We start from the raw sequence: 19,001 nt of genomic DNA, 5'->3' as shown, positions 1-19,001 counted from the left end.
ATGACAAAATTACAATTAGGTGTTATCGGAACAAGCAATATAAGCGAAGTATTTGTTGAAGCCGCTCTGGAAACAGAGCAGTACGAATTAAGAGCTGTATACTCAAGAACATTAAGTAAAGCAGAGTCTTTTGGAGAGCCATACCATTCAAAAGAAGCAATCGATGATTTTTCTGCATTTATTAGTCATAAAGATCTTGATGTAATTTATATAGCATCTCCGAATAGTTTACATTACGAACAAACCATTCAAGCATTAGAAAATGGAAAACATGTTATTGTGGAAAAGCCAGCATTTACTAATCCAGATCAATGGGAAGAAGCCAGCAAAATAGCTGAAAAAAATGGCCTAGTGCTTGTGGAAGCTGCTAGACACATTCATGAAGATAATTTTAAAAAGGTTAAAGAAGAAATCAGTAATTTAAATGAAATTCAAGGTGCTACTTTGACCTATATGAAATATTCTTCTAGATATGATCTTGTCCTTAAAGGAGAAGAGCCAAACATCTTCTCTCCTAAATTTGCTGGAGGAGCTTTAATGGACCTGGGGATCTATACGCTTTATGCAGCTGTGAGCTGGTTTGGAGAGCCTGAAGAAGCGCATTATTTTGCACAAAAAGTTCGCACAGGAGTAGATGGAAAAGGAACTGCAATTCTTCGTTATAAAGACTTTGATGTAACCTTGTTATTTGGTAAAACAGCCACTTCTACCTTACCTACTGAAATATATAGTATAGAGAAGACATTACGTTTGAACGCAGTAGTAGGAATTGAGAAATTAGAAGAAATCAATGCCAAAAATACGACAGTTAAAGAAGTGGAAATTCATCCAGCAGCAGAAAATACTTTGTATGAGGAAGCTAAAGTATTCGCCGGAGTAATCAATCATCTAGAAGAACCTGAAGCAAAAGAAAAACTGTCAGAATGGACTACTCTTGCTAAAGCAGTGAACCGTACACTCTATAAATTAAGAAAAAGTGCTAATCTTTCTTTCAATGATGGACATTAATACGTAGATTAGAAGAAAAGGGCAAGTGGATCATTAAAATAAAAGGGGAGATGAGTGATGTCAAATACACATATACTGTTAGTTTGTGCTACTGGTATGAGTACGAATATGCTGGTATCAAAGATGAGAAAAGCAGCAAAGAATCATAATCTAGAAGTAACAATTACAGCAGTTTCTGCTAATGAAGCAGACGCTCGATTAATTTCTCAAGAAATAGATATACTGCTTTTAGGTCCGCAGGTTCGCTACATGAAATCAAAATTCCTTAAAAAAGTGAAAGAAAAGAAAATTGAAGTACACGTCATTGAAACAAAAGACTATGGTATGATGAATGCAGAAAAGATATTATTGGAAGCTTTAAACTTGAGAGAAATAAAGAATGACTAATATGTATAAGCGAAGAACCTTCACGGTTTAACTTTAAACCGGAAAGGTTCTTTTTTACATTACAGAAAATTGAACTTATGTATATTATAACTAGTTTTAAAAAGGACAAATTTAACTATTTAAAAAAAGTTTAAGATAAAAGCTTGTATTTAGATTTAATATTGTGTATAGTAAATTTTGTTAAGATATTTATTTTCTTTTTGCTTTTATGAAAGCATTTAGAGACATTACATATTACATAGAAAAGGAGGAACTGCATCATGAAAAATTTAATAATCGCTCAAGTGCAGTCAAGTCTAATGTTATTATATGTTAATATTTTACGACCCAATACCTCCTTTTTCAAAATAGAATGGTAGATTAGTTTTTTGTAGTAACAATTGTCAGTGTGCAATTGTAGGAACTCAAAAAACACACATAGTTACCACGGTCTATTTCTCTTTAAGAGGGTAGCCCGTGGCTTTTTTATGTGTAAAAAACGCTTTCTTAAATAAAATACCTTTAAAAAATTTATAAGCGTTTCAAAAAAAGGTATAAAAATCATGAGAGTGAACTACTTTTCATTATTGAAAAAGGAAAGAAAGGATAAATTCATGTTTGATGTTATAAAAAAATTAAAGTTTTTCTTTAAAGAAAATGCATTACAATATACTTTTTCATTCATAGCACTGGGCTTAGGCAATCTTTGTGCAGTACTTATCCCATATATTGTAGGGATGATCATAGATGATATTGTAAATGGAATTATGAATACCCAAAGACTACAAATGTATAGTATTGTTTTTATAGCCCTTATTATTTTAACGTATCTATTGGATTTCTCATGGGTATTTGGCTTGTTTTCAGGTGCCTATAAGCTTCAGAAACAAATGCGCAGTAAAATGATGCGCCATTTGCTGCGAATGCGAGCTCCTTATTTTGAAAGATTTAGAACAGGAGATTTAATGGCTCGCGGAACGCAGGATATTCGCGCACTAGCCGATACTGCAGGTTACGGGATGGAAGTCTTGATGACCTCTACTGTTTATCTTGGTGTACTAGTGACTATGATGGGAATCACTGTGAGCTGGGCGCTAACTGCTGCGACAATTTTACCATTAGTTCCAATGATCTATGTGTTTAGAAAAAAAGGCGCTGAGATAGATGAACGTTATGAGACAGCACAAAAATCATTTTCGAAAGTGAATGAAGACGTCCTCGAAATGGTAGATGGTACTAGAGTCATAAGAGCATACGTTAAAGAAGAAGATTTTATTAAAAAATTCAAAAAACAAACTGAAGATCTTTACAACAAAAATAATCTTGTTGCTAAAACCGGAGCAGTATTCGGGCCGACTGTCAAAATATTTGAAGGACTTAGTGTAGTTGTTGCACTTAGTTACGGTAGTTTCCTAGTTGCTTCAGGAACTTTAACGGTGGGCAATATGATTGCTTTTCAGTTATATCTGGGAATGACAATATGGCCGATCATTGCTGTTTCTGAGCTGATATTGATTCTTAGACAAGGTAGTGCATCAATGCGTCGTGTCGAAGAAATCATGGATGCTACTGATGGGCTTGCACTTGATGGGCAAGAAGACATTACTGAAGTGAAGGACATTCAGTTCAATCAATTCAACTTTCGATATGGATCCAGCGAATCCGTTAATCTAGAAAACCTGGATCTGGATTTAGAGAAAGGAAAATTATTGGGAATTGTTGGTAAAACAGGTTCCGGTAAAACAACACTTATAAGGCAGCTGCTGAATCAATATCCAATTGGTACAGGATCTTTTGATATGGGAGAGTTTGCTTACCAGCAGTATCAGGACCCGGCGCTTAGAAGGATGATCGGATATGTACCTCAAGATCATGTGTTATTTAGTCGAAGTGTGAGAGAAAATATTGCATTTGGTAAAAAAGAAGCTACTGATGAAGAAATTATGGCCAGTATTCGAAATGCATCCTTTGAAGATGATCTGAAAAAAATGGAACGCGGATTGGATACATTGATTGGTGAGAAAGGAATGTCGATTTCTGGTGGACAGAAACAGAGAATCTCTATCGCTCGTGCTCTGATTAAAGATCCGCAGATATTAATCTTAGATGATTCACTGTCAGCAGTAGATGCAAAAACGGAACAAAATATTATCGAAAACATCCAGAAAGTTCGAAAAAACAAAACCTCAATTATCACTACGCATAGACTCTCGGCAGTCAAGCAAGCCGACGAGATTATTGTAATGGATAACGGGAAAATCTTAGAACGTGGAACGCATGATGAATTAATCAGACAAAAAGGCTGGTATTATGAACAGTTTCTACGTCAAGAAATTAAATCAAATGAAACAGATGTAAAAGGAGAGGTGAAATAATGAGAACTGTTAAAAGACTCCTCTCATATATGAAATACTTCAAGTGGCAGTTTGGTATCGGGATTGCCTTATTATTATTTTCAACTGTGACTGATTTAGGTGCACCAATCATTGCACAGAGAATCATTGATGATGTAATAACACCAGCTGCTGCTAATGGAGTAGCTTTTGGAGATACATTAATGCAATTGATTGTTATTTATGCTGTGCTTATGCTATCAACCGCAGTCTTTCGTTATCTTAGTCAAATTATCAGAATGAAAGCTGCCAATGGTTCAGTTAAAATCATACGGGACCAAGTATATGAAAAAGTTCAAAAGCTACCTGTGGAGTATTTTGACAACTTACCTGCAGGAAAGGTTGTTGCTAGAATTACAAATGATACTGAATCCTTGCGGCAGCAATTCTATGTTAATGCAATTGGCCAGATACTCATGAATGTTATGTATGTAATAGGTACATTTATAGCAATCATGCTGTTTAATCAAATTTTAGGATTGATTCTCTTAGTGCTGATTCCGATTATGTATTTCTGGAGCAAATTTTATACAAAATTTGCCGGTGTGTATAATCGCAGAGAACGAGATCTGAATTCCGATATCAATGCAAAATTCAATGAATCGATTCAGGGGATGTCGATCATTCAAGCTTTCGAACAAGAAGAAAAAATGGATGAAGAATTCTCTAAAATCAATGATGAATGGTACGATGTGATGAAGAAATACGTCATCTTGGATGCCAGTTCGCAATTTACAGTTGCAGACTTTTTAAGAAGAATTACCTTATTGATCTTGATGGTCTACTTTAGTACACAATATATTAATGGAACATTGGGAATATCTGTTGGGATGCTTTATCTGTTCAGTGATTACATTACTCGACTTTATGAGCCAATCAAAGGAACTATTCAGCAAATGACATTCGTACAGCAAGCCATTGCAGCTGGAGACAGAGTTTTTGAACTGATGGATCAAGCATCAGAGGAAAACGCAACAGAAAAATTGACCGTTACAAATGGCCGAGTTAAATTTTCAAATGTAGGATTTGGATATACAGAAGAAAAGAAAGTGCTAAAGCAGATTCACTTTACAGCTGAACCTGGGCAAACAGTTGCTTTAGTGGGTCATACTGGTTCAGGTAAGAGTTCAATTATGAATTTACTATTCCGTTTCTATGATCCTCAGGAAGGAATCATCGAAATCGATGGTCAAAACACAAAACTTTACTCTAGGCAATCTGTCCGCGAACAGATGGGAATCGTTTTACAAGATCCATTTTTATTCACAGGAACGATACTATCAAATATTACATTGGATAATCCGAACATTTCTAGAGAAACAGCTCTGAAAGCATTAAGAGATGTCGGTGGAGAAGATATGTTGAGCAAATTCGAAAAGGGATTAGATGAACCGGTAGTAGAAAAAGGAAGTACTTTAAGTTCCGGCCAACGTCAATTAATTTCATTTGCTAGAGCTTTAGCTTTCAATCCAAAAATCCTTATTTTAGATGAAGCAACTAGTTCGATCGACACGGAAACAGAAGATATTATTCAACATGCAATGGATGTTTTAAAAGAAGGAAGAACCACTTTTATTATCGCGCATCGCTTGTCGACGATCCAACATGCTAACCAGATCCTCGTATTAGACCAAGGAGAAATTGTCGAAGAAGGAGATCATATGACGCTGCTTGCTCATGACGGTGCTTATGCCGAAATGTATCAAATGCAGAAAAAAGGACAGAAAATGGGAGCATAATAAAGGGGCTTATAAGCAGTTAATTGCTTATAAGCCCTTTAAAATATTTGATAGAAAAAAGATCATTAACGACTCTAGAGGGAATCGAACCCACGACCTAGTGCTTAGGAGGCACTTGCTCTATCCTACTGAGCTATAGAGTCAGGATAAATTCAAAAAATTTATTTTAAGAATACTTCTTATAACTATATTACTAAATGAATCGGTTAATTTAAACTTTTTTTTAAAATAAGGTCAGTTTGTTCATCACTCCCCAAGAAAAAGGAATGTGAACCTGATTGTTTAAATCCCATTTTATTATAAAAATGCAGTGCTTGTAAATTTTCTTCCCATACTCCAAGCCAGATAGAATCAAGATGCATATCATGAGCTCTTTCAGAAGCTTTTTGAATCAGCTTTTTACCTAACCCCATTCTTTTAAATGGGTTTCTTATATATATTCTCTCAATTTCTAAACTATTGATATGAGTATGTTCCGTTTGAGCAGTATCTCGATTAATCTTCAAGTATCCAGCTATAACGGAATCCTGTGAAATAAAGTAAAACTCAGAATGAGGATGACTGAGCTCTTTTGTTAATTGTTCTAAAGTATAGTGGTTATTGATATACTCCTTCATATGAGTAGGATCGTTTGCTTCTGCAAATGTATCGGTAAAAGTTTCAATACTAATATCTTTTAAGATCTGCACTTGTTCAATACTGATTTGTTCTAGTCTAAACATAGCTCTAGTCACCTTTCTGTTGAAATGAAATTTATCCAAAACACATTTTAGAGTTTAGCAACTCTATAATTATAACAGAAATTATGCTCTAATTGGCAAAATATTTAGCTGGTAATTGAACTATGGAAAAGTAAGCCCAGTTGATTTATAATAAATATACAAAAAATATGGAGTGAATAAGATGAAAGTATCAACAAAATGGCAAGGTGATTTTGCGTTTACGATGGATAACGGCCAAGGCCATATACTACCGATGGACGCCGGTAAAGCAGCAGGTGGAAAAGGGTCTGGAGTTTCTCCGATGGAAGCTTTATTAGGCAGTTTAGCAGGTTGTATGGGAATCGACATATTTATGATTCTAAAGCCTTATCAGGAAAAGATTGAACGTATTGAACTAGAAACAGACGGAGAACGTAATGAAGAGCCACCGAAATACTTTAAGAAAATACAAGTAACGGTAAATGTTGATGGCGACGTACCGGCAAGCCGAATCTTTCGCGCTGTAAACTTAAGTAACGACAAATATTGTTCCGTGGCTAATTCATTAAAAGCAGAATTGTCTTATAAAGTAGTCTTAAATGGAGAAGAAGTAAGCCAAGCGTAATGGATTATGACTTTTAAGTAAGAATGGTATCTTTTAGTGCCTTTAACTAAATTGAAAGAATGGAGATAGCATTTTTGCTTATCCATTCTTTTTTTACAAAAAAATGGTTGCGCTATCAAATTGAAATAATTAAACTAGACAAATAAAAAAATTTCTGGAGGAGAATTATGGCAACTTTTACAGGTACGATGCAATCCAAAGAGTTAATGAGGAAAGTTTCTTTTACAGCAATTATTCCTTCGAGCACAAAATCTATTTATGATCCACGGACTGAAAAATCAATAAATAAAAGTCCCTTTAAAACACTTTATTTACTTCATGGCTGGGATGGGAATCATGAAGATTGGGAACAAAATACACGTATAGTAGAATTAGCAACTAAGTTAGGTGTGGCAGTTATTATGCCTTCTGGAGAAAATAGTTTTTACGTTGATCATAGTAACGGAGATTACTATGGGCGATTTATTGGACAAGAATTAGTAAATGAAACCAGACATTTGTTCAATCTCTCTAAAAAAAGAGAGGATACTTGGATAGCTGGTTTATCAATGGGAGGGTATGGGGCTTTAAGAAATGGATTATCTTACAGTGAGACTTTTTCGAAAATAGCTGCATTTTCAAGCAGAATTTTAACGAAAAATGATCCTAATCATGATTTGTCTATAGATGATCGTATGAATGCGCATCTCCAATATATTATTGGCAGTAAATCCTACAAGGACTTAAGTTTGGATATGGATATCTATGAACTAGTTTTGCAAAGCAGTATACCGGAATTATTTATTGCTTGCGGTACAGAAGATTTTATTTATGAGGATAGTTTACAATTCCATAAATTTTTAAAAGATAACCAAATCAATCATATTTACAGAGCATCACCCGGAGAACATAAATGGAATTTTTGGGATCGAACTATTGAAGAAGCGATTGAGTGGATGGTGCAATAAGTTAAAGAATAGATGGACTGATTATAGAGATTAAAATCTATTTATTAGAGAACACTCATAAAAAAAGAAAAGGCTTGCAAAAAATATTTTTGTTTTATATAATTCATTTATCGAAACGTTTCGAAAGGAAGTGCATAGTGTTATGACAACGATTGACGCAACATTCTTTTCAGATAAACTTTCTAGGAAAGTCAGTTATTCTGCTATTATTCCTGAAAAAAGCAGGAAGGAAAAGTCGTTAAGAACTTTATACTTGCTGCATGGATACAGCGGAGATCGTAAGGATTGGTTTTATGCAGGGAATATAGAACAATTAGCGGAAGAATATAATATAGCTGTAATTATTCCATCTGGTGAAAATAGTTATTATGTCGATCATCCGAGTGGTGCGGAATATGGTAAATTCATCGGAGAAGAATTAGTAGAGGAAACAAGAAGTCTTTTTCCTTTATCTACTGATCAAAAAGATACGTGGATCGCAGGATTATCAATGGGTGTTAGTGTAAAATAGTTCTCGGTTAGTGATATCATTTCGTTTTCTAGACAAAAAGAAACGAGACCTTTAATCTAGTAGTTACCACACCAGTAGAAAAGAGGCCTCGTTATGAATCATATAATATCACAAATAGTTGAACTCTGGAAGAATGAAGAATCTGTTATCGATATAGAAAACAATTTAAACCTTTGGTTTCAAGGTTGGAATGAATGGTTAATGCAGCATGCCATAGAGAGAATAGATAAAGAACTTTATCAGCAGTATAAACATAAAGGCTGGCATGTAGACAATATTGAACCTCGAACTGTTCAATTTGTATTTGGTAAGATCACTTACTATCGGAGACGACTAAAAAAGGAAGGGAGACCATCTTTCATCGCTTTGGATAAAGCCTTAGGCTTACAAAAGTATAAGCGCTACTCTCCTAACACTCAAAAGGTGATGGCTCAATTGGGGGCTAATATGCCTTATAGACAGGCCAAAAAGTCTCTTCTGATAAGTAGTTCTGTGACAGCTAGCCATTCTACCATTCACCGTGTAACGCAAGAGGTTGGAGAAAAGGTTCAACACTACCTGTCTAAATATTACTATAAATCAGACCTTCCTAAGACTAAGCGAAAGAAGGTAAAAGCATTATATATTGAAGGTGATGGTTTGCTTGTTAAAGGAAGGCAAGGCGACTCTCCAACCATTCATCGCGTCATCGTACATGAAGGCATTGATAAAAAGAAGCAGAGACATACGCTTATAAACAAGATGGCATTTTCAAGTTTAGATTCCAGTAAAGACGCTTTTAAGCAAGCTGCTCATTATTTAAATCAAGTCTATGACTTGAAAGAGACACTTGTCATCACAAACAGCGATGGAGGAAGCGGGTATGAAAAAGATAAATTTGACACTATCGTTGGCTATTGTCATCGGCATGAACATTTTAGAGATACCTACCACGTACATCGAAAGGTAAAAGAACGTTTATCTTTCGATAAAAAAATGGAAGGATTAATGATAAAAGCTGTAAAAAAATTTGACTGGTCATTAGTGGAATCCGTTTGTGCAACAGCTGAAAGCAGATTGATAGACATGCCAGAAGAAAGCAAAGCAATACGCAAAGATCAAATTAAAAAATTGAAAAAATATTTGTATAGAAATTGGGAATACATCAAAAGCTTTAAACAACGTGACCTCCCCCTGTCCGATGGGACAGGCGTTTGTGAAACTGGACATCGTGTGTATAGTTACCGGACGAAAAGGCAGGGACGTAGTTGGACAAAAGCAGGTGTAGCTAATGTCGTAGCATTACTAACAGCAGAACAAAACAGTCTTCTGGAAAAAGCTTTGACCACAGAAGTTGATTCTATCGTTGAACCGTTAGGTGAAGATCTTAAGGGAGCAGTCCGTCAGGCTTTGAAAAAGCCTCGTTCAACCACACACACTGTTCAAACTGGGAAAATATCCAACTATGGCCCTGTGAGTAGCTTCATTGGGAAATTAGGCCGGGCATTTTCCTGAAAATATTAACACAACATAATTTCTGTTAATTCTACTAGTTAAAGGTTACCGAGAAAAACTTGACGCATACTCAATGGGTGGATATGGTGCTTTAAGAAATGGATTGTATTATAATAAAACATTTGGGAAAATCGCAGCATTATCTAGCAGGATTTTGCGGAAAGATTTTAAAAATGATCAGCATACTTATCCAGATAGAATTATGAAAGTGCTAATTGGCTCTAATGATGTGAATGATATGCCCGACGCAATGGACCTGTATCAGCTGGTTGCTGAAAACAAAATTCAGCCAGCCCTTTATATGGCTTGCGGAACGAGTGATTTTCTTTATCAGGATAATCTGGAATTTCATCATTACTTGAAAGACCAAAAAGTAGAACATCAATACATTGAAAACGAAGGAGACCATAACTGGGGATTTTGGAACCAGCAAATTATTCCAGCTCTTGAATGGTTAACTTCGTAACATATTTTTACTCATTGTTAAATGTGAAAAGTTGCAGAATATTTTTTTAAGTATTTATCGAAACGTTTCGAACGGAATTTTCAGTTTTTTATTGCAGAAAGACTCAAATATTAGGAGGAATTGATCATGGTTAAAATGAATAAATTATTATTAGGAACAACTTCTTTACTATCTTTAAGTTTATTAGCAGCTTGTGGTAATGGAGATGAAGAAAGCGCTTCTGAAGAATCATCAGATACTTTATCCGTTTGGATGATGGGAGACGGAAACGAAACAGTACAACCGATTTTTGATGCATATACTGAAGAAACAGGAATAGAAGTAGATTTGCAGAGTATCCCTTGGTCTGCTGCCCATGACCGTCTTTTAACTGCCGTAGCTTCTGGTGAGGGTCCCGATGTTGTACAGATGGGTTCAACATATATGGCTGAATTTACTGATGCAGGTGCATTGCTGGATATCAGCGATTATATTGAATCAAACGATGCACTTTCTCCGGACAACTTTTTTGAAGGAAATGTCGCAACGACAATGTTTGACGATAGTTATTACGGTGTTCCTTGGTATACAGAAACACGTGCCCTATACTACAGAACAGATTTGCTGGAAGAAGTCGGCTATCCTGAAGGACCAAGTAATTGGGACGAATTGTATGACGCAGCAGTGAAATTATCTGAGCGTGGAGATAATATGTACGGATTTGATATCAATCTTCAAGAGCAGACTTTCGGACCTATGTTTGCTAAACAGAACGGATCGGAATTGATTGATGAAGATGGAAATGCAGTATTGAATGAACCAGAATTTGTTGAAGCAATCGAATACTTGCACAGTTTTGTTGAAGCAGGAGCAACAGCAAATCAAGATTTAGGAATTGAAATGTCGCAAAGTTTTGGTGGAGATGGAATCGTACCGATGTTCATCAGTGGTCCATGGTCAATTACAGCAATTGAAGATCAGACAACAGATATCGAAGGTAAATGGGATATTCGTACTTTACCTGAAGGACCAGTGAGCAATGTATCAAACACGGGCGGAGCTAACCTTGCTGTCTGGAGTAGTTCAGATCATCCTGATGAAGCAATGGACTTGATTGAACACATGGTAAGTGTGGATAGCTTAATGACATATTATGATACAACAAGTTCATTACCGGCATTAGTAGAAGCATGGGAAGAAGAGCCGTTCCAAGATGAAAAAATTGCCGTATTTGGAGAACAGCTCGAAAATTCAGAACACATGCCTTTGATTGAAGGATGGGATAGAATGTCTCAAGCCTATCTATCAAGCTTTGAAGAAATTATGGTTGGTGGAGCAGATATTCAAGAAACACTAGATAACTTGAATCAAGAAGTTCAAACAATCATAGAATAGTAAAAGTTCATATATTCAGAGAATCGAATAGATTTTTATTCATTCTCTGAATTTTGATTTTAGAGAGGATGTTTTACATGAAAAGCAAAAAAGCGCCATATTTTTTTATAGCACCTGCAATCATTTTATTGTTGATGTTTTCGATATTTCCGATTCTGATTGCTTTAGTAATTAGTTTTACAGATATGAGTCTAGCAGGATTAGCTGATTTTTCTCGAATTAATTTCCTTGGAATCGAGAACTACCAGAATATTTTACAAGATAGAGTGTTTTTACAGTCAATCACAAACACCTTGTTCTATGTCGTATTCGGTGTACCGCTAGTCATTCTTTTCTCATTGACTATTGCCATTCTGATTAACATGGGTCAGTCAAAATATTTTTCATTTATGAGAGTGGTTTTTTATTCTCCCTCTATTACTAATATAGTAGCGGTTGCGATTGTTTGGGCTTTCCTCTTCAATCCAAGTGAAAGCATCGGACTAATTAATCAAGTTTTAGGAACTGTCGGTATCGGACCAATCGGCTGGTTGACAAGTACAGAATTTTCTAAAATTTCATTAATTATCTTAGCAGTCTGGAGAGGAATCGGAATAAACATGCTGATTTTTTCAGCAGCATTACAGAATATTCCCCGTACGATGTACGAAGCTGCGGAACTTGATGGCGCTACTAGGTGGGAACAAATCTGGTATATCACTATCCCACAGCTGAAGTTTTCAACATTCTTTGTGACGATCACCACTATTATTGGCTGGTTGCAGTTCTTCGAAGAACCTTTCGTCATGACAGACGGCGGGCCGCTCAACAGTACAACTAGTGTGGCTTTATTTATTTATCGTAATGGATTCCAAAATAACCAGTTTGGATATGCAGCTGCAGGATCGTTGCTATTATTCATAGTTATTATTTTAGCAACAATGCTTCAATTAAGATTACAACGACGAGCTGATTAAGAGGAGGGAAAACTAATGATAAATATAGATAAAAAATTAAAAATTATGATTGGGATTGTTTTGGGTCTCTGGGGATTGATTACAGTTATTCCTTTCCTGTGGATGATTCTATCAGCGTTCAAAACAAATCCAGAAATCGTATCGATCCAACCAAGTTTATTTCCACAAGAGTGGACTTTTGACAACTTCAGAGAATTATTTGAACGTTTGAATTTTGATGTGTATTTGATTAATACGGCAATCATCACAGCATTAGGCTTTATTGGTTTATTTTTAAATGCTATGGCTGGATTTGCATTCGCGCATTATAATTTCAAGTTTAAGAATTTCTTATTTCTATTAGTGCTGGCTACGATGATGATTCCAGGACAAGTAACGATGATACCAGTATATTTACTTTTAAACCAAATGGGTTTGACAAATACGTATTTAGGAATCGTACTTCCAGGACTTACTGGAGCATTCGGGATATTTTTATTCAGACAATTTTTCTCAAATATTTCAGAAGAATTTTTTGAAGCAGCAAGACTCGATGGTGCAAGTGACTTTTACGTATTTTTCAGAGTAGCGCTACCATTATCTAAACCGATTATTGCAGTCCAAGGAATTTTAACATTTATAGCAGGTTGGAATTCATTCCTATGGCCATTGATTATAGCAAATGATCAAAGTTTCTATACTTTATCAGTAGGGCTGCAATTACTGCAAGGTCAGCATGGAACCAACTATGCGCTGCAAATGGCAGGAGCTGCGTTTATGGTTATTCCGATCCTGATTATATTTATTATCTTCCAGAAATACATTTTAAGCGGATTTAATATTTCAGGTGGTAAATAGAAAAAGGGAATTAAAGGAGATTAATATGCTAACGACAGAATTAAGAGAACTTTTAAACCAAATGACAATTGAAGAAAAAGTAGGACAGACGATTCAGTTATCGGCTGATTTCTTTTCAGAAGAGACAGAAGATATTACCGGGCCAATGAATGAGATGGCAATGACAGAAGAGAAAAAGTTTCAGATTGGTTCAGTGCTGGGTGTTACGGGTGCTGAAAAAACAATTAAATTACAAAAAGAATATATGGAAAAGCACCGACTATCGATTCCATTATTATTTATGGCAGATGTAATCCATGGCGATCACACCATTTTTCCGATTCCGCTTGGACTAGGTGCTACTTGGGATCCGGAAATGATTAAAGAAGCAGCTAGTATATCCGCGAAAGAAGCGGCTGCTCAAGGATTGCACGTGACATTTTCTCCCATGGTTGACTTAGTGAGAGATCCCAGATGGGGAAGAGTCTTAGAATCTACAGGAGAGGATAAGACTTTAAATAAACATTATGCGAGAGCTTTTGTTGAAGGGTATCAAGGTGCGGATCTTAAAGAAGATTTAACTAAATTAGCCGCTTGTGTAAAACATTTTGCTGGATATGGAGCTCCAAGAGGCGGCCGAGACTATAATTCAGTTGATTTAAACGAGAATACTTTCAGAGAACATTATCTTCCTGCCTATCAGGAAGGGATAGATGCCGGAGCCAAATTAGTGATGACAGCTTTTAACACAATCGACAATATTCCGGCTACAGGAAATAAGCGTCTTATGAGAGAAATACTGAGAAAAGAAATGAATTTTAACGGTGTCTTGATTTCTGACTGGGGAGCAATTGGAGAATTGGTTCCTCATGGAGTAGCGCAGGATAATAAACAAGCTGCAGAATTAGCTTTAGAAGCAGGAGTAGATATTGAAATGATGTCAGCTGCTTATAGTGAGCATTTAGTAGAGTTAGTTAAAACTGATAAAAGTTTAGAGACCTTATTAGATGAAACTGTAATGAACATACTGGTATTAAAAGAAGAACTGGGATTATTTGATAATCCTTATCGTGGAGCGGATGCAGAAATTGAAAAAATAGCTATCTTCTCTTCGGAAAACAAAGAGGTAGCATTAAAAGCAGCAGAAAAATCACTAGTCCTCTTAGAAAACAAAAAAGCACTTCCACTAGATCGATCTGAAAAGGTAGTGTTAACCGGTCCTATGAAAGATTCTCATGATTTACTGGGAGCATGGTCTTGGAAAGGAGATAAAACAAAAACGCCTACACTCAAAGAGGCAATGGATAATCATTTAGGAAAAGATACCGTTAAAGTGATTGATGAAACAGAAATATTTAACGGAGCCCAGAGCTTTTTAATAGCAGAACTGCAAGAAGCAGATACAGTTTTAGTAGCTTTAGGAGAAACCTCTGAAATGAGCGGCGAAGCAACAAGTCGTACAAATATTCAACTTCCTAAAATTCAAATCGAACTTTTGAAAGAATTAAGAAAGTTAAATAAAAAAGTCGTTGCGGTCTTGTTTAATGGAAGACCACTAGATCTTTCTGAAGTGACTCCACTAGTGGATGGTCTGGTTGAAGCTTGGTTTCCAGGTTCAAAAGGCGCTGATGCAATCGTTAACGTATTATACGGAGTTATCAATCCGTCAGGAAGGTTATCTATGACATTCCCACGATCTGTCGGCCAGATTCCGATTTTTTATAACCAGGATAATACCGGTAGACCCAGCGAGCAAGGTAAACCAGCTGATAAGTATTTATCTAAATACCTAGACAGCGAGAACACCCCCTTATATCCATTTGGATATGGATTATCTTATACAACCTTTGAGTATACAGAGTTAACATTATCAAAAACTGAAATTACATCAGCAGATTCAATTGAAGCATCAGTGGTGGTTCGTAATACGGGGGTATCTGCAGGAACAGAAACCGTTCAGCTCTATATTCGTGATAAAGTCGGAGAAGTCGTTCGTCCAGTAAAAGAATTACTTGATTTTAAACAAATCCACCTGGAACCTGGTGAGCGTCGAACAGTAAACTTCACCCTCTCAGAAGAACAATTAAGATATACACATGCAGATCATACTGTAAAGAGCGATCCGGGAGAATTTATACTTGGAATAGGAGCAGATAGTACGATCGAATTAACCCATTCATTCAATTTGATCAACTGAGTTAATTATTGTAAAAAAGTATTCGTTTTAAGGAGTAGTGGCATGAAAACATTAAAGCAGGAAAATAAGCATATGGAAATATTGGAATCAGGGAAGACAAAGGTTACATTTCTTCAATCAGGAGATTTGTATACGTTCAAGCATGACGATATTATGATCAATCAAATTGAAGGAAATATGATTGACGGTTCAATGAATAATATCTATCTGAGATTGTTTGATCAGCACGGACAAGTCCAAAGCTACAAACCTCTATTAGGAATTAAATCTGATAGTACATTTGCAGTTGGAGAAAAGCAAGCAAGCTGGAAAGGATCTTTTGAAGGTATTGAATACATTGTTCGTTTTATTTTATCTGAAGATTCTATTTGGTTTTGGGAAGTAGAAGTTAACGGTTCAAACCGGGATATTGATATTGTGTATGGACAAGATCTTGGATTGGCAGAAGAGGCAGCATTAAAAGCAAATGAAGCCTATGTCGCCCAATATGTTGATCATAAGATTATTGAAACAGATCTAGGATACTCCATCAACTCTAGACAAAATCAACCGCAGAATGGACAACATCCTTATCTGCAGCAAGGAAGTCTAACGATTGCAGATGGTTTTTTGACCGATGGATTTCAGTTCTTCGGTAAATCCTATAAAGAAACAAATGAACCAGAAGTTATCTATTATCCGGATTTTGAAAATAAAAATATCCAGTTTGAATTTGATTACAGTATTTTAAAATCTAAACGTACATCACTAGACGGAACTGCTAAGTTTATTTTTTATAGTTATTATAAAAACTCTCATCCTGAAGCTGTTGAAAAGTTAGAAGAAATAAAAAAGATACAGTCAAATTACGATCAAATAATATATGAAGAGTTGACTGAAAAAAAATCTGTAAGTAAAAAAAATTATCTAGGACAACCTTTACAAACAGTATCTATACAAAAAGATGAAATAGAAGAACTATACCCAAAAAGAGTACAAGAAGAAGTAGTTGATGAAACGTTACTCTCTTTCTTTACAGATAAAAATGCTCATGTGGCACTAAAGGAAAAAGAGTATCTACTAGAACGTCCCCATGGACATATCTTATTTACGCATAACAAGACAGTCCCTGATGAAAGCATTATGAGCACAACCTCCTGGATTTATGGAATTTTTAATGCTCAGCTGGTTTTAGGGAATACAGACATGAATAAAGCTTTATCTAACGCTCGAAATCCAATCAACTATTTTAAAACAAGTGGTCAGCGAGTATACGTTAAGCTTGAAAATGCTTATCACTTATTAACGATGCCTTCATTGATGGAAATCGGGGCTAATTACGTAAAATGGTTGTATAAAACGGAAGAAGAAACGTTTATTGTAACGAACCTTTCTTCTGCGACTACATCCACTATTCAATTGTCAGTAGAAAGCAAAAGTGGTAAAAGTTATGAATATCTGGTTACCAATCAGTTAACAATGAATAGCCGCGAGTATAAAGTTCCAGTCTGGTACGAAGAAAGAGATCAGGCAGTCTATTTTACATTTGATGAACAGACTGCTGCTCACCAGAAGCTTCCTGACCTCACTTATCGATTCAAACTAGAAGGTGCCTCTTCAACGGTTGTGGGTGAAGATTTTATACTGGATGGCATTGACGAGGGAACAGCTATGTTGCTGAATTTTAAAGTTGATGCAACAAGTCAGTTCCAGTTGATTATGCAAGGATCTCTTGATGGAAAACAGTTTGATGATATCAAGTTGTCGTTTACTCAAGAAGTTGAAGCTTTCTCAGCATATTTCGATAAATTAAGTAATGGATTTAAGGTTAACGGTCCTAAACAACTGACTGGAATTTCTCAAAAAATGAATTTAACGACTTGGTGGTATACGCACAATATGCTCGTTCACTACCTTGTACCGCATGGTCTAGAGCAATTTGGTGGAGCAGCATGGGGAACGAGAGATGTCTCTCAGGGACCGGCAGAATATTTAATGGCGATGCAGCAGTATGAGAGTACAAAAGAAATTATAAAAAAAGTCTATACTCATCAACACGTGCAGGACGGAAACTGGCCGCAGTGGTTCATGTTCGATTCTTATACTCAAGTACAAGCCGATGAAAGCCATGGAGACGTGATTGTCTGGCCATTAAAGATGTTGGCAGACTATATTGAATCGACTGGTGATTTTGACATTCTGGAAGCTTCAGTACCTTATTTTGATAAAGTCACAAAAGAAATAACGCAAGAGTCTGAAACAATTAGAGATCATGTAACCAAGCAATTAAATTATATTCAACATCATTTCTTAGGTAATACCTTCTTGTCTTCTTATGGAGATGGTGATTGGGATGATACACTGCAACCGCATAATCAAAGTCTCAAAAAAGATATGGCCAGCAGTTGGACGATCGCTTTGACCTATCAGACTTTACAGAAATTTGCGAAGGGGTTAAAAAACAATCAAGATGGATGGTCAGATGAGATTAGAAAATTATCAGAAAATATTGCAGCTGATTTCAGAAAGTATGTCTCATCAAACGAAGTCGTACCAGGATTTATCTATATGCCAAGTGAAGATGAAATCGTAAAAATGATTCATCCTGAAGATACAACAACAGGAATCCAGTATCGTCTGCTTCCTATGATCAGAGGAATGATCAGTGAACTGTTTACAAAAGAACAGGCTGATAAACATTATGAAATTATTCAAAAACACTTAAATACACCAGATGGCGTTCGGCTGATGAATCGACCAGCTACCTATAGAGGTGGAGTCAGCCACCAATTCAAGCGAGCAGAGCAAGCGGCAAACTTTGGTCGTGAAATTGGCCTAATGTATGTACATGCACATATCAGATATATCGAAGCGATGGCTAAAATCGGTAAGCCGAATGAAATCTGGAAAGGTCTTGAGACGATCAATCCAATTAATATTCAGCAAGTCGTAGAAAATGCAGAACTAAGACAGAGCAATACGTATTTCAGTAGTTCAGATGCTGATTTTTCTGATCGCTATGAAGCTCAAGAACAGTTTGATTTAGTTAAAAAAGGGGATGTAAAGGTAAAAGGTGGATGGAGAATTTACTCAAGCGGGCCGGGTATTTATATGAATCAACTGGTCTCAAACGCCTTAGGTATTCGAATTCAAGACAAGAATCTAGTACTAGACCCTGTTTTAACAAAAGAAATGGATGGATTAACTGTAGAGTATTACTACGACGATAAACCGCTTATTATAAATTATCATTATAATGAACAAAGCCAATTGAATGTTAGAGTAAACAATCAGGAAGTTTCACATAAAATGATTGAAAATCCTTACCGAAATGCTGGGGTTCGTCTTGATGATTCAGATTTAATCAATCATTTGAACCAAGAAAAAAATATTATTGATGTGTATTATTCGGTTTATAATTAATCACTA

At 35.9% G+C, this 19,001-nt stretch carries 15 protein-coding genes and 1 tRNA gene; 14 read left to right on the top strand and 2 right to left on the bottom strand.

What is annotated here, in order from left to right; all coding sequences use genetic code 11:
* From BKP56_RS11960 to BKP56_RS11945, 4 genes are all read left to right on the top strand, one after another.
* Entirely contained in the window at window positions 1-1,008 is a 1,008-nt protein-coding gene (locus BKP56_RS11960) for a Gfo/Idh/MocA family protein (protein ID WP_072695330.1), read from the top strand.
* A gap of 57 nt (window positions 1,009-1,065) precedes the next feature.
* Window positions 1,066-1,395: a PTS sugar transporter subunit IIB gene (locus BKP56_RS11955; RefSeq protein WP_072695328.1), complete on the top strand. Its 330-nt coding sequence runs from the start codon at window positions 1,066-1,068 to the stop codon at window positions 1,393-1,395.
* A gap of 593 nt (window positions 1,396-1,988) precedes the next feature.
* Complete coding sequence (locus BKP56_RS11950; RefSeq protein ID WP_072696167.1) at window positions 1,989-3,749, top strand: ABC transporter ATP-binding protein; 1,761 nt, start codon at window positions 1,989-1,991, stop codon at window positions 3,747-3,749.
* Window positions 3,749-5,506 (top strand): ABC transporter ATP-binding protein, encoded by a 1,758-nt coding sequence (locus BKP56_RS11945; RefSeq protein ID WP_072695326.1) that lies wholly within the window; start codon window positions 3,749-3,751, stop codon window positions 5,504-5,506. The genes BKP56_RS11950 and BKP56_RS11945 overlap by 1 nt, the downstream gene beginning before the upstream one ends.
* 69 nt (window positions 5,507-5,575) lie before the next feature.
* Here BKP56_RS11945 and BKP56_RS11940 read toward each other — a convergent pair.
* Together BKP56_RS11940 and BKP56_RS11935 are read right to left on the bottom strand one after the other, a co-directional pair.
* A tRNA-Arg gene (locus tag BKP56_RS11940) sits at window positions 5,576-5,649 on the bottom strand.
* A 63-nt stretch (window positions 5,650-5,712) separates the two neighbouring features.
* Complete coding sequence (locus BKP56_RS11935) at window positions 5,713-6,228, bottom strand: GNAT family N-acetyltransferase (protein ID WP_072695324.1); 516 nt, start codon at window positions 6,226-6,228, stop codon at window positions 5,713-5,715.
* Between the two features lie 181 nt (window positions 6,229-6,409).
* Here BKP56_RS11935 and BKP56_RS11930 point away from each other — a divergent pair, with 181 nt between their 5' ends.
* The 10 genes from BKP56_RS11930 to BKP56_RS11885 all read left to right on the top strand — a co-directional run bounded on the left by BKP56_RS11930 (window position 6,410) and on the right by BKP56_RS11885 (window position 18,995).
* On the top strand, window positions 6,410-6,832 hold the full coding sequence (locus BKP56_RS11930) for an OsmC family protein (RefSeq protein WP_072695322.1): 423 nt from the start codon (window positions 6,410-6,412) through the stop codon (window positions 6,830-6,832).
* A gap of 167 nt (window positions 6,833-6,999) precedes the next feature.
* Entirely contained in the window at window positions 7,000-7,779 is a 780-nt protein-coding gene (locus tag BKP56_RS11925) for an alpha/beta hydrolase (protein WP_072695320.1), read from the top strand.
* A 142-nt stretch (window positions 7,780-7,921) separates the two neighbouring features.
* The gene (locus tag BKP56_RS11920; protein WP_072695318.1) at window positions 7,922-8,290 is read left to right on the top strand and encodes an alpha/beta hydrolase; all 369 of its coding nucleotides are present in this window, start codon (window positions 7,922-7,924) and stop codon (window positions 8,288-8,290) included.
* 93 nt (window positions 8,291-8,383) lie between these two features.
* Complete coding sequence (locus tag BKP56_RS11915; protein WP_072693097.1) at window positions 8,384-9,784, top strand: ISLre2 family transposase; 1,401 nt, start codon at window positions 8,384-8,386, stop codon at window positions 9,782-9,784.
* A 73-nt stretch (window positions 9,785-9,857) separates the two neighbouring features.
* Entirely contained in the window at window positions 9,858-10,250 is a 393-nt protein-coding gene (locus tag BKP56_RS11910) for an alpha/beta hydrolase-fold protein (protein WP_072695316.1), read from the top strand.
* Window positions 10,251-10,376: 126 nt separating this feature from the next.
* Window positions 10,377-11,624 (top strand): sugar ABC transporter substrate-binding protein, encoded by a 1,248-nt coding sequence (locus BKP56_RS11905; RefSeq protein ID WP_072695314.1) that lies wholly within the window; start codon window positions 10,377-10,379, stop codon window positions 11,622-11,624.
* A gap of 77 nt (window positions 11,625-11,701) precedes the next feature.
* Window positions 11,702-12,580, top strand: a complete 879-nt coding sequence (locus BKP56_RS11900) for a carbohydrate ABC transporter permease (RefSeq protein WP_198033948.1) — start codon at window positions 11,702-11,704, stop codon at window positions 12,578-12,580.
* Between the two features lie 15 nt (window positions 12,581-12,595).
* Window positions 12,596-13,417, top strand: coding sequence for a carbohydrate ABC transporter permease (locus BKP56_RS11895; RefSeq protein WP_072695310.1), 822 nt, complete (start codon window positions 12,596-12,598; stop codon window positions 13,415-13,417).
* 25 nt (window positions 13,418-13,442) lie between these two features.
* Window positions 13,443-15,593 (top strand): glycoside hydrolase family 3 N-terminal domain-containing protein, encoded by a 2,151-nt coding sequence (locus BKP56_RS11890; RefSeq protein ID WP_072695308.1) that lies wholly within the window; start codon window positions 13,443-13,445, stop codon window positions 15,591-15,593.
* A 42-nt stretch (window positions 15,594-15,635) separates the two neighbouring features.
* Window positions 15,636-18,995 carry a GH36-type glycosyl hydrolase domain-containing protein gene (locus tag BKP56_RS11885; RefSeq protein ID WP_072695306.1) on the top strand — a complete coding sequence of 1,120 codons (3,360 nt, stop codon included), beginning with the start codon at window positions 15,636-15,638 and terminating at the stop codon, window positions 18,993-18,995.
* Window positions 18,996-19,001: the final 6 nt, after the last annotated feature.

The sequence above is a fragment of the Marinilactibacillus sp. 15R genome, from assembly GCF_001895285.1.
Lineage (GTDB): Bacteria > Bacillota > Bacilli > Lactobacillales > Carnobacteriaceae_A > Marinilactibacillus > Marinilactibacillus piezotolerans.
This window is presented reverse-complemented; position numbering and strand designations above follow the sequence as displayed.